The organism is Pseudoalteromonas sp. BSi20652 (assembly GCF_000239855.1).
Taxonomy (GTDB): Bacteria; Pseudomonadota; Gammaproteobacteria; order Enterobacterales; family Alteromonadaceae; genus Pseudoalteromonas.
On record NZ_BADT01000054.1, the window covers coordinates 1 to 13,520 of the forward strand.

10 protein-coding genes and 1 pseudogene are annotated in these 13,520 nt (G+C 38.5%); 2 read left to right on the forward strand and 9 right to left on the reverse strand.

Features of this window, described 5'->3' with window-relative positions:
* Positions 1-76: 76 nt before the first annotated feature.
* The 9 genes and pseudogenes from arfA to P20652_RS13415 all read right to left on the reverse strand — a co-directional run.
* A pseudogene (gene arfA / locus P20652_RS19705) lies at positions 77-271 on the reverse strand (alternative ribosome rescue factor ArfA); the annotation flags it as partial.
* Between the two features lie 213 nt (positions 272-484).
* Positions 485-3,025 (reverse strand): TonB-dependent siderophore receptor, encoded by a 2,541-nt coding sequence (locus P20652_RS13440; protein ID WP_008166831.1) that lies wholly within the window; start codon positions 3,023-3,025, stop codon positions 485-487.
* A 247-nt stretch (positions 3,026-3,272) separates the two neighbouring features.
* On the reverse strand, positions 3,273-4,232 hold the full coding sequence (locus tag P20652_RS13435) for a sensor histidine kinase (RefSeq protein ID WP_008166833.1): 960 nt from the start codon (positions 4,230-4,232) through the stop codon (positions 3,273-3,275).
* A 728-nt stretch (positions 4,233-4,960) separates the two neighbouring features.
* The gene (locus P20652_RS13430; RefSeq protein WP_008166837.1) at positions 4,961-6,097 is read right to left on the reverse strand and encodes an HDOD domain-containing protein; all 1,137 of its coding nucleotides are present in this window, start codon (positions 6,095-6,097) and stop codon (positions 4,961-4,963) included.
* Positions 6,066-8,099, reverse strand: a complete 2,034-nt coding sequence (locus P20652_RS13425) for an EAL domain-containing protein (RefSeq protein ID WP_008166839.1) — start codon at positions 8,097-8,099, stop codon at positions 6,066-6,068. The genes P20652_RS13430 and P20652_RS13425 overlap by 32 nt, the downstream gene beginning before the upstream one ends.
* Before the next feature lie 379 nt (positions 8,100-8,478).
* A complete protein-coding gene (locus P20652_RS20735; protein ID WP_008166840.1) occupies positions 8,479-8,964 on the reverse strand; it encodes a sensor histidine kinase in 486 nt (161 codons plus the stop codon).
* A gap of 8 nt (positions 8,965-8,972) precedes the next feature.
* A complete protein-coding gene (locus tag P20652_RS20740) occupies positions 8,973-9,755 on the reverse strand; it encodes a PAS domain-containing protein (protein WP_008166842.1) in 783 nt (260 codons plus the stop codon).
* Positions 9,755-10,330 carry a chemotaxis protein CheX gene (locus P20652_RS13420; protein ID WP_008166844.1) on the reverse strand — a complete coding sequence of 192 codons (576 nt, stop codon included), beginning with the start codon at positions 10,328-10,330 and terminating at the stop codon, positions 9,755-9,757. The genes P20652_RS20740 and P20652_RS13420 overlap by 1 nt, the downstream gene beginning before the upstream one ends.
* Positions 10,327-10,692: a response regulator gene (locus P20652_RS13415; protein WP_008166846.1), complete on the reverse strand. Its 366-nt coding sequence runs from the start codon at positions 10,690-10,692 to the stop codon at positions 10,327-10,329. Before P20652_RS13415 ends, P20652_RS13420 begins: the two co-directional genes overlap by 4 nt.
* 219 nt (positions 10,693-10,911) lie before the next feature.
* On the opposite strand from P20652_RS13415, the gene P20652_RS13410 reads away from it, so the two are divergent.
* Both P20652_RS13410 and hemH read left to right on the forward strand, forming a co-directional pair.
* Positions 10,912-12,246, forward strand: coding sequence for an HD domain-containing phosphohydrolase (locus P20652_RS13410; RefSeq protein ID WP_033017191.1), 1,335 nt, complete (start codon positions 10,912-10,914; stop codon positions 12,244-12,246).
* A 74-nt stretch (positions 12,247-12,320) separates the two neighbouring features.
* Positions 12,321-13,340, forward strand: coding sequence for a ferrochelatase (hemH, locus tag P20652_RS13405; protein WP_008166850.1), 1,020 nt, complete (start codon positions 12,321-12,323; stop codon positions 13,338-13,340).
* The last annotated feature ends 180 nt before the right edge of the window (positions 13,341-13,520 follow it).

A 13,520-nucleotide genomic window follows, 5' to 3' on the forward strand; every position in this document is an offset into this window, starting at 1 on the left:
TAAAAAATTATGAGACGTTTCGCTTCTAACGTAAACAAGCTCTACGTCAACAAAAGCCCTATTTGATCGGTGCTATTTAAGCCGCGATTAAATAGGACTCTTGTCCTGAATGTTTGTTGCTACGTTTAAACGAGCCTTTGCCTTTTTTAGCTTTAACAACTTGTGGTTTAAATAATTTAGAGGTAACCATTGCTGCTAATGCATTATGGTTTATAACGCCTCGCCCTGTGTCTACCGCGCTGTTGCTTACGGTTTTTGCTTTAGATTTTTTTAGTCATACATTTCCTATAAACTAATTGATTATTTTAAGTTAAATAATAAAAAGGCTTTTATATTAGCCTAATTAAGAGATGGCGATTGTAAGCTTAATTTTCAACCGCGCAAGTATTTTTATCCGCCTTTATAAACTTTTTTAATAATAAAAAAGCATAAAAAAAGCGCAGTTAATAACTGCGCTTAATACGGCTTAAATACGCTTTATAAATTAAAAACTAAAACTTACTTTTGCGTAATACGTTCTGCCGTCAAAACCATATGGCAATGCGCGTACAGGGTATTTAAATGCGCCGTTGGTGATAAAGTTAAGTACTTCGTCATCACCTAATTCGTCTGGTGTTTCGTCAAATACGTTATCGGCACCCACCGAAAGCGCAAACATGTCGTTAATTTGGTAACTAAGATTTAAATCAACTAACACAGCAGACTCCACCGTACTTGTTGGTTTAAATGAACCCGTAGGCGAAAGCTCACCTGGTAATGAAATATGGTCATTACCAAAGTATTTTACGTCTGTTTCGCCAAAGTAGTTAAAGCGAATGGTTGATGTGTATGCATCGCGCTCGTAGTCGAACGTAAGCGTTGCACGCTCACTTGGTTGTCCGTCGGTAAAAAAGCTACGTTGTAAATCATCAAAAGCAACCGCTTCTGGAATACCCTGCTCTGCGTTTACGCCGTCAATTTTAGTATCGTTTAGGTTACCTGCAAAAGTCACCCCCAAGTTACCGCCTTCAACTTCTGTGCGGTACGAGGCAATAATATCAACACCTTGCGTAGTAGAATCAACCGAGTTTGAGAAGTAGTTAGCTTGTACTGCACCCGTTGCTTGCAGCGCGGCTACCGCCTCACTACTAAACGATAAATCATCAGCGCTAAGTAAGCTGCCAAGTGTAATACGGTCTCCAATTTCTACACGATAAAAATCAACCGTTAACGAAAGCTCGCTTGTTACATCGTAAACAAAACCTGCACTGTAGTTTGTTGATGTTTCAAGCCCTAAGCTATCTACGCCTAACGCACTTGGGAAAGCGGTCCCTGTGTTTGCCGTGAACGACTGCGTTAATGTGCCGTCTGATCCTAGGTTAGTGGTAAATGCAGTATAACCACTTTGCTGAAGCGAGGGCGCTCTAAAACCAGTCGATAACGCGCCACGTACTGCAAAGTCATCTGAAAATTCATAACGTGTTGCTAATTTACCAATTAAATCATCGCCAGCATCTGAAAAATCTTCATAACGTAGCGCACCACTTACGTTCCATGCATCGGTAATCATAGTTTCTACATCTACATATAATGCGTAGCTGTTACGGTCGCTGTCGTTTGTTGCTTCTGGACGCAGACCGTTATAGGCCTGAAATCCACACTCGGCAAATTGACTCGGATCGTTTACTGACGGGTACGAGGTATCTGTATTTGCTAACCCACACGCGTATGATGCTTTATCGCCGGCGACTATTTCGTAGTTTTCTTTACGGTATTCTGCACCTACTGTTACATATAAAGGCTCACTTCGGCCAATATCTACAATACCGTTTACATCAACATTAACCGTTGTTTGATCGAATCTAAAACCACCTGAGTAACCGCCAGTTGGACCTGAGTTTGCCGCAATATCGGCATCACTTGCACTTGGGTTATTAAATAAGTACTCAGCCGCATAAGAAGCATTTAATGTATTGCGTGATGTAAAATCGTATTGGTTTTCACCATAAACAGCCGATACATCGTAAGTCCAGTCTGGGTTAATATCGCCTTTAAAACCAAGTGCGACTGAAATATCTTGTGCTTCGTTATATATGCGCGGTAAAAAACCATCGCTGTATACTTGTGTTACATTTTTAGACGCTTCGTTAAAGTTACGATAAAAACCATTACCCAGTGCCGTGCGCTCAGAGTAGCCACCAAACGAGTAAAGCTCGCCGTTACCCATTGGTAAAGCCATGTTATAAAATAACGACGTAAATTCACTGTCTGAGTTACCTTGACTCCAACGTACATCATCGCTAAGCGTACCGGGTTCAACATTAAGTGATCCCCCCGTATCGCGCTCTGCACGGTTAGTGCCGTCGGCATCACGGTACTCAAGCGATAGGTTAATAAAGCCGCCTTCGTTACCTAATTCAAAACCACGGTTTAAACCTGCTGAAAGAGTATCGCCATCGCCCTCACTTGTGCCACCATATTGCACAAAACCCGTCGTAATACCGGTTGAGTTATTAAGAGATAAGTTAATAACGCCTGCAATCGCATCAGAGCCATACTGCGCCGCTGCACCATCACGTAATACTTCAACGCCTTTAAGTGCAGTTAATGGAATAGCATTCATATCAGTACCCGCAGCGCCTGCGCCTACTGTACCGTTAAGGCCAAAAATTGATTGGTTATGACGACGTTTGCCATTTACTAATACAAGGGTTTGATCTGGCTGTAAGCCACGAAGTGTTGCGGGTCTAAATAGATCAGACCCATCAGAAACCTGGGTACGGGAAAAATTAAATGAAGGTGCGGTCGCTTGCAAGCTTTGCCCAAGCTCAGTAAACCCACCTTTATTTAAATCATCTGCGTCTATTAAGTCGATAGGCGATGAAGACTCTGTTGAGGTGCGATTAGATACGCGCGACCCTAATACAGATATTTGCTCGATATTTTTTACTGCCTGAGCAGGTGCTTCTTCTGCGATTACGATGCTTGGCGCGCTAAAAGCAAACGCAATAGCAACAGCTAGAGTGTTTAAACGATATGTTGACATGGTGAAGACCCTGTTTAATGTGTGTTCTGATAATTATTTCAGCGAGTAGCTCTCGCAGACGAGGGACATCCTAGCAACATACGCAAAAAAAAAGAAATAGAAAAAAATTAAACATTTGGTCTAAGTATGCAAATAAAATTCAAGTTAAGAAAAAACAACATAAAACTGACGCTAATACACACAATAAAAGGAAAGAATATACAAAAACAAAAAACTTAACACTTTATTTACAAAGAGGTTTTATAAGTTAACTCACGTTTTTTAACGGGAATAGGCATTTAATCGTCGTACCTAATCCTAATGTACTATTAACTTCTATTTTCCCTGTATTTTCCTGTACTATTGACTGTACAAGCGTTAATCCCATACCACTGCTTTTGCCACCTTCTTTTGTTGTAAAAAAAGGATCAAACATCTGTTCTTGTACTTTGTTACTCATACCACAGCCGTTATCTTTTACCTCCACACAAATATAGTTATTGCGCTCAAAAACATGTACCTCAATGATACTTCCTTTGGTGTCATTGTCCTCACATGCCTCTCGGGCATTAATTAATAAATTAACAAATAGCTGGTTAATAGAGGATAAATTACAATACAGGGGTAAAACACTGTCCAAATCAGTTTTTATATCACATAAATGAAGCTGGCTTTCTAATAGCTTTAGCATGCTAATAGCAACCTCAGGTATGTTAACTAATTGCACACCATGGCTTTCATTAGAGTATGAAAAGTTAAGCAGGTTTTGCACGCAATAGTTGACTTTTTTTAGGGTGTTGAGGCTTTCAGCAGCTTTGGCTGTTAAATCATGCCCAATCCACACAAATGGGTGTTGTAGATTAAGCAAATCGAGCTCATGTTTAAACTGGCTTTCTTTTAGTTCGCCATTTAAATACTGCTCATTTATCTTCAATAGTGAAGTTATTATTGGGCTTGCATAGTTAAAGCTTCCCACATTATTAATTGCTTGTGAAAGAGGGGTATTCATTTCTGAAGCGGCGTCAACACTCAATATACCCAGTGTTGCCATTTTAGTGCTTTGAACCAACATATTTTTATAGCACGCTAACTCAGCCTCTTTTTGTTGTAACTTTTTAGTCACAGCTCCGAGTGCCATTGTTTTTTCATGGAGGCGCAGCTCAATAGCTTGGCGTTTTGTTCGCTCGTCTAAAAAGGTGTATTCAAACTCATTATCTACTTGATTCATGCTAGCATCCCTTCAGCGGTTATCTTTAATATTTAGTTGGCAATGAGGTAAAAAGCAACCTTACAAAGCTTTAAACTGTAAAAAATAACACAAGTCAAGCGACCTAAAATACCAATTCACTCAATGAAATGATCTATTACAGGTAATAAAACCATGGCGATGACAAAGCAAAAGTGTCGTTATTTAATTATTCTAAATCAGACATATTTAACACAGTTAGCAGTAGGTTTAATCCCAAAAACTGATTAAGCACGTGCGCTCTAAAAATAAATCTATCTGGCGTCGCTATTTTCAGCACTAAACTCACTTACATTAAGCCAGCAACTGACGCGTAAATTCGCTTTTTCTTCACTTAAAATCTCTCGTTAGAAAATATAAATTTTAGGGCATGTTGATCTTTTTAAATTAAAATTTGTTCAATCTAAGGGCGATTGAATTACGGCGCGAAGTGTATAACCTAGTGGGCTCGGTAACGGCTCCTGCGAAATATTACTGGCTTACAACCGTGTAAAAATAAGTAAAAACCGAGCAAAGGGAAGCACATTTTTGTAATTTACACTTTATTATCAACTGCTTACGAATGAAAACCAAACAGCCTGCTGCAAACAACCACTAAAAATCAATACGCCCTAATTAAATTGGTATTACTCTGCTCGTAAATATTTTAGCCAGCATGCAGGTTAAATATTATTGTGCTTTGGCATTACGTATTAAACAGACGCATGAAGTTATTCGCAACTAAATGTGCCTATTGCTTCATACAGTGAAGACGAAACACCATGATGTTGGCAACATTCAATAAGTGATTGGTTAGTTTGATGATTAAATAGCTTTTGTTGCACAATAAACAAACTGGCATTTAAATCGTTAGACGGCGTTTGCAGGGTATTTAAATTCATAATTAAAGAACAGATCTGTGTACTATGCCCCCATAATTTCATTACATAAGCAGATATATGAAGGTAATTAATACCTTGTTGCTCTTGAGTAACGCATTTACCGCTTGTGGTCTCTTGATCCTTATGCCCTTCAAGCAATATCAACTTACCAACAAAACTCAATAACGCAACCGAAAAAAGAAGCGCTTGCTCTTTTTGTTTCATACCAACATGTTTTGCAAATTTTTTAACACAACTGGCATACTTTGTAGCCACCGATAATAGCTGCTCATGCTCAGCAGGTGTAATAGATGCCTGAAAATTTTTTACTACAAATAACGAGGTTGTTATTGATAAAAGTATCGTGGTTCCTAAGCGAGACACCGCTTCTTCAATTGAAGACGTTTTGCCTTTAAACCCTAAATAAGCAGAATTTGCTAATTGTAGTAATTTAGCAACAACAATTGGCTCTTTAGATACAAGCGCAGACACTTTAGCTAAATCAAAATCGCCGCTGTCTATTAGTTTATTTAGCTGTTTAAGCAACAAAGGGTATACAGGGAAACTAGACATCCCCCCCAATTCTCGCCTAATAGCGTGCGAAAACGGTAAGCTTTTTAACTCAGCAACATTATTAAATAAAAGTGTTAAATCTTCTTGATTAAATGGCTTTGCAAGGTACGTGTGTACAACATTAGACGAGCGCAACTTTGTAGTTAACGTCGTATCTCCTGTTAAAAGCACTCTCACTGGGTATGGATTTTCAACAACACAGCGCTCTAGTACATCAAGTCCATTAACATGTGGCATTAAATAGTCACTGATCACTAAATCTACATTTTTATTTTTTTTGAGTACTTCCCAAAATTGATCCACTTCATTAACTGAAATAACCTGCGCAGATGGATAAATTCTATTAATTGTTCTTTGCAACGCCTTTAATAAAAAAAGCTCATCATCTAAGAGCACAATAGTCATTGTATTCATTTTTTACTTTCACCATTTTGTGTGCATAAAAAGCGACAAAAATCATCGGCAGGCAAAGGCTTAGAAAAATAAAAACCTTGTATAAAATCACAACCAAGTTTTTTATTAGTTTATATTCGTGGGCTGTTTCTACCCCTTCAGCAATAACTTTTAAGTTTAAATCGTGCGACATCCGCACAATGTTACGAATCATACTTTGCATTTCTAACGACGACTCCAAGCCCGTTACCAATGCTTTATCCAATTTAATCGCGTCAATAGATAACTTAGAAAGATAGGCTAACGAAGAATAACCAACACCAAAGTCGTCTATTTGTACTTCAAAGCCCAGCTTTCTTAATCTTGCGATTTGCAACTGACATACTGCCATATCATCAACTAGGTATGTTTCAGTTAATTCAAATTGAATGTGTGAAGCACTGAGCTCATTTTCATTAAGGCATTTGAGCATAAAACAGATCCAGCCTGGATCTTCTTTAATTTGGCGAGCCGATAAATTTATAGCAAGCTTACCAACCTCTATGTTTTGCTCATGCCATTGCTTGAGCTGTTTAAAGCTTTGAGCAATTACAAAACGGCTAATAGCAATTATTTGTCCATCACATTCAGAAATAGGAATGAATAAAGCTGGTGACACCCATCCATACTTTTCTGGCTCAAACCACCGAATCAGTACCTCAGCGCCACTCACCTTATTTGTTTTTAAATCTATTTTAGGTTGAAAACATAAACTAAACTCTTCGTTATCAATCGCTTTAAACAACAAACGACTTATTTCAAAGCTTTTTCTGTAATCCTTCACTAACTCCGCATCGTAGCGTACAAAAAACCGCTGCTGTTTTTTTGTCAAATAATTCATATGCAAAACAAAATGATTAATTAACTCCTTGCCAGACAAACCATCTTCAGGAAAAATGCCATACACACCATAAAGCTCTATGCTCATTCTTTTATAATGCTGCGGCAGTATCTCTGTAAATAAGGCCATTGTCTTATTGAGTGCTGCCAGTAAAGTAAAATCGTCGCTCGCATGAGGCACCGACAGCATGAACTGATCAGAATATTTTTGACATATTTTCACCTGTTCGCCAAATGTATTATGTAACACTTTGGCAACTAACTGAGTAAATTCATGGGCGCCTTGGTAATCTAATAAATCAGCAATTAACTCAAACTTAGCTATACCAATAAAAATAACGGTGTAACTAATACCTGTACTTTTATATTCACTCAGTTGCTGATAAAAAGCAGGTTCTTCAGTAAAAAGCTCACCAAGGCTGTCTATTAAAAAATGATTATTGGGCTTATGTGGGTTAAGTGAAAGCTTGAGCAGTTGGCAAAAATCATCTGACCAATAGCGCTCTATAGTAAATTCATGTCGTTTTTCGCTTTTTGGGCACTCACTAGAAATGGATAGCATGTCGGTTTTTTTGTCTAAAAAATCAACCAGCTCGTTTTTAAAACCCGGTGAGTCAATGCTTGTTAAATAGTTATTTACATCCTCAGACAACTTTGGAAAAACAGCCAGAGCGTGTGCATTAAAGCGATTTATTTTACCGTATTTGTCTATTTCAATCAGTGCTGTCACACTGCCTAAAAGCAATCGATCGCGCTCACGCTTGGCAACCTGTTGCGAGTAAAGTTGCAGGGCTTGTTTAACGCTCGCAACTAACTCGCTCTCCACCCATGGTTTTTGCAAAAACTTAATCGCAAGCCCTTGATTAAGAAGCTCAACCACCGAGTTAAAATCAGTATGTCCGCTTAAAACAATACTTATTGTCTCTGGCCAATGTACTTTTACTTCTCTTAATAAGTCTGCTCCCGTCATATTTGGCATTCTAAAATCAGTAACGATAACAGGAACAACTTTTACGTTTAAATACTCAATTGCCTCAGGCCCACTTGTCGCAATTGCCACTTTAAAGCCAGCGCGTTCAAGCACCCGCCGCAAAGAGCGTAAAACGTTTACTTCATCATCAACCAAAAGAATGTGAGGTTCCATTAGTGGCTCCTACTCCGGTTTAATCTAAAAAATGAAAACTAAAACAGCTAATACGCTAAGGCATGTAAATAACCATTTCATATAATTAAACCTGAGCTCTAAAAAATATACCTATCTCAAGCAACTATTTTAGCGCTAGCAGCGCTTCCTTTAACCAAAATTGAGGTTAATTAAACTTTTAGTAATTTACTGTTGTTAACACATAAACACTATTGCAAATAAATCACTTGTTATTTACCGCTCGACAAGGCAGTAAAAAAGAATTGGTTATAACAAAAAAAACCAAACAATATAACTAGCTACTGTAATAATTGTTTAACACTAAAGCCTTAAATATCCTACGCTAAAAACAAAAAAAGAGGTCAAAAAAGCAGCTAACTTATCGTTTTTCATCATAATTAAAAACAAATTTAAAGCAGCTTCCTTTACCCAACTCACTTGTTACATTCACACTAGCGTGGTGCTCTTCAACAATTGTATACACCTCTGAAAGCCCCAACCCAGTGCCTTTTCCTACCTCTTTGGTTGTAAAAAAGGGATCAAAAATTCGTTTTAAGTCATGTTCTGAAATACCTGCACCCGTATCTTTAATCAATAATTGCGCTGTGTTGTCTTGTTTTTTACATTTAACAGTAAGTATGCCTTCGGACTCCATTGCCTGTAATGCATTAAGAATAACGTTAAATAATAACTGTCTTATTTTACTTGGCTTGCCCCAAAACAAAACTGGCTCTGATGGTAACTGCATATCAACCTGAGCCTTATATTTAATCTCATTTTTTAATACAACTAGTGTTGACTCAATCTCTGCACATAAATCGACTTCCATCCAATTTTCATCATCATTCATAGCAAAGTCGCGCAAACTATCTACTATTTTTTTACTCGTTGAGCGCCTTCAATAGACTCATCTAACAGATCGGGTAAATCCTCCAATATAAAATCAATTCCATTGCGCTCGTATGCATCGTCTATAAGTTTTAAAAACGTTCTTCTGCTTGTTTTATAATTAATTTTTTTCTGTGTTTCGATCATTTTTATTAGCTTTAATGCGTAATCTTTCATTGTTTCTAAATTAGAGCTCACAAACCCAATTGGATTATTAATCTCATGAGCCACACCAGCAGCTAACTGACCAATAGACGCCATTTTTTCTGATTGCAGCATCTGCTTTTGTGCCACTTTTAATTCTTGATGCAACGCTTTTAATTGATGGTGCTCGTCTTCTAACACTTTTTTTAAATCAGATTGCTGTAAAAAATAGCTAGCCTCGGCGGTCACATCGGTAACAAAAATACACACATGAGTAACCTCTATATCTGAGTCAGATAACGGCATAAATTGCACATTTTGATACATTTGAGATTCATCACCCGTAATCGGGCGACTACTGCGCATAGGAAAAACATGGGGGCGTTGTTGCCAGTAACTAAAGCTAGGATTTTTTAAAATAAACACACTGTCAATTTTTCGTTTTAAAAATCGTGCTTGCTCTTCAAATATTGCTAACAAGTGCTGACCAACCAAATTAGACTGCCCAATGGTTAAGCCGCCTAAAAATGTAGGATTAGCGAATGTGATTATTCTGTCTTGATTTATGATGCACGCACCAATAGGGAGCTGCTCAATTACGCGTTCATACTCGCTTTTTTCCATCAAGCCTCCAATAAGGCTCTTATTGGGACTAATAACTGTTCAATGGAGCCTTCACTCAACCCTATTAATACGCGCGAATCAAACTGCATTTGCTCAATAAAAAATTCAACCTCAATAATTAAAATTGAAGACCAATCGTCACTATGAATCGACTGCACAGGGTAATAAAATGCGGGCATAGTCAGTTGGGTCGATAACTCTAACTGACTGGTAAACCCCTGCAAACATGCAGCCGACAAAATATTGGTCACTTCTAACACCAGTTCCTCTGTAGCAGCCTCATCGAGTGGAAGGTCAAAATCCATTACTTCGGCAAGTGCATTACAGCCATCTTTGTGCATACTCATTATCACCTCACCACGAATCGCGCCCATAAACGACTGCCTGGCAAACCAATTATTCGATAAACCATGGATCACGCCTTTAAAATCCTCAGGAGACATAGATTGAATAGCGGGTATTGATAACGACACCTTTGTTTGAATAAGCCGGGCAAGCGCATCAGCAGCTTGCCCCATAGAAATATTCATTATTTCTTGCAGCGCATCGCGCTCATCTTCGTTTATTTCAATCATAACAAGCCCACATCTATGAGGGTTGCGCGAAGCTGATCTGGCTTTAATGGCTTTTGTAAAAACCTGAACGCGCCCATTTTGCTAACAAGTGCTTGCGCTTCTGGCTGAATATCGGCGCTTATCACAATCACAATTGTTTTTTGATGTTCCTGTTGAAGCTCTTTTAAAACCTCATAACCGTCCATTTGAGGCATTTGCAAGTCTAAAAACAATACCTCGGCTAACCCAGCATGAACCGCATCAAGGGCTTCTACGCCATTTTTTGCTTCATGAATGGTTATATCCCAATCTTCTGGCAGTGCTCTTTTAATTGTTTTTCTTGATAGTGCTGAGTCGTCAGCAATAGTCACAGGTATTGGCATACAGTCCTCGCAATACATTAAAATTTAATCAATAACATACGTAATTTAGCCTAGATGCAATCACCTATTTGTGCAAAAAAAATCATAGCTTAAACAACCTTTTTAACCCTAAAGAGGGAAAATCCAAGGTATGTTTAGTAAAATCTACTAATTCAGTTGTTTATACTTTAGGCATAGACTAAATTTATGGCTATAAATATTTGTAGTTGGCCATACTTAATGCAAGAAATAGCTGAAATCCAAGAGTTAAACACTTCCCCACCCAATATATTATGTTTGGATGACGAAGCCAGTGTTTTAAAATCACTAGTGAGATTACTTCGCTTAAACAAATTTAATGTTGTTGTGTCAACAGACGGCCACGACGCACTAAAAAAAATGACAGCCTTGCAATTTGAAGTAGTGATCAGCGACATGCGCATGCCAAAAATGAGCGGCGCGGAGTTTTTAGCAAAAGCCAAAAAGCTAGCACCCGATACGCAACGCATTCTGTTAACTGGCTACTCTGATTTAGAGTCAACGGTGAGCGCGGTAAACCATGGTGGTATACACGCATACATACAAAAGCCTTGGCAAAATGATCAGCTGATCAGTATTGTTAAAAGTGCAGTTGAAAAATTTCGTCTAAAAAAACAAAACGAAATACTTCAAGCCCATGTAGAAAAGCAAAACGCACAATTAACCGAGCTCAACGGCTCCCTTGAATTACGAGTAGAAAAGCGCACCAAACAAATAAAACAAGTTTTAAAAAAATTAGAAGAAGCAAATGAGCGAGAAAAACACGAACACCAATCAACCGTAGAGTTACTCTATAACTTTGTTAATGCTAATCCACACCTTGATGGCAACAAAGCACAAAACATTGCAAATACCTGTACCCAAATAGCACTGTATTTAAACTTGTCACAAAAAAGCATCGATCTTGCACCAATGGCCGGTTACTTAGCACAAATAGGTTTACTTGCTATGGACCCAGAGCTATACAAAAAACCTGTTAATAAATTAACCGAATCTCAACGTAAAACATTTTATACCCACCCAAGTACGGCGCAGCTGATGCTTATGCCCGCAATGCATTTGCACGACCTGTCTGATGCAATTTATTATCAGTTTGAACGTTACAACGGTAATGGCATGCCCAAAGGACTTGCCGGAAACGATATTCCTATTGGTGCAATGGTACTAGGATTAGCACGCGACTACTGGGATGCATTTGAACAAAGCATTGCAAGTAATGAAAAAGAGCGCCACGAACAGGCACTCGAAACCGTAAAACTTTACAGTGGTACATTTTACCACCCCAAAATTGTACGTGCTTTAGAAGCAAGCCACACAAAAATATACGAACAAAAAAGTACAGCCGGATCAATACTAATTTGTAATGCCCACGAACTAAAAGAGCGCATGGTATTAGGCCGTGCTTTGCATAGTCATTCGGGTATAATGTTACTACCAAAAGGTCATGAATTTAGCCGTAAATCAATAGAGAAACTACAACAGTTAGAATCTAAAAAACCAACTCCGTTTAGAATAATGGTTAAATCTGCTAAATGATTGATCTAAAAAGCAGTTCTTTTCGTTACAATAGACTTAAAATAGATTAATAAATTTGCTTGAAGGAGCACACCGTGTCGCGATTTTCTGCGGTTACCGACAATCCCCACGACGGCCGTTTTAACCAAAAAACGGGAATACTACTTACTAACCTAGGTAGCCCAGATGCACCAACAGCGGCTGCGCTTCGTATATATTTACGCGAATTTTTATCAGACCCTCGCATAGTAGAAATACCGCGCCTAGTGTGGATGATAATTTTACACGGCATTATTTTACGTATACGCCCTAAGCGTTCAGCTAAATTATACAAAAGCATCTGGACCGAAAATGGCTCACCGCTGACTCATATTACTCGCCAGCAAAGCATTAAGTTAAATGCCTTACTAAAAGAGCAAGGTTATACCAATACCGAAGTTGTTATGGCGATGCGTTATGGTAACCCATCAATCGAGGCGGGTCTTGAAGAGCTTCGTGATAAAGGATTAACACGCATCATAATTTTGCCAATGTACCCGCAATATTCAAGCCCCACTGTTGGTTCTACTTTCGATGCCGTATCGAGTGTACTGCGTAAATGGCGTTGGGTGCCAGAGCTGCATTTTATAAATGGCTATCATAAAAACACCAGCTACATTGAATCATTAGCGAACAGTATTAGTGAAGATTTAGAAGCGAATGGGATGCCACAAAAATTAGTTTTTTCATACCATGGTATGCCTAAATTATTTTTAGAACGAGGCGATCCGTACCATTGTTTATGCCTACAAACAACACGTTTAGTGGTAGAAAAACTAGGCCTAGATAAAGACAACGTAATAAGTACTTTTCAAAGTCGATTTGGTAAAGCCGAATGGTTGAAACCATACACAGATGCAACGCTTGAAAGCTTGCCTAGTGAAGGAATAAAAGACGTAGCCGTAATAAGCCCCGCTTTTAGTGCCGATTGCTTAGAGACCCTTGAAGAACTTGAAGGCGAAAATCGCGAAATTTTTGAAGAAGCGGGTGGCGAAAAGTATCGTTACATTGCCGCATTAAACGACAGAGACGACCACATAAAAGCAATTTTTGATGTGTTAAAACCAATGTTGTAAATCTTTAAAAGCAAATAATTATAAAAGCGGCGTTACAAATAACGCCGCTTTTTTATTGCTTACATTACCTGTAGACGCGCAGCCTGCTGATGTTTAAAGGCTTTACTTTTACTTTAATAACCCTGAGTTTGTATCCCCCTGTGTCAGGATAGTTTTCCCTTCTCATTTACTCCTCATTTT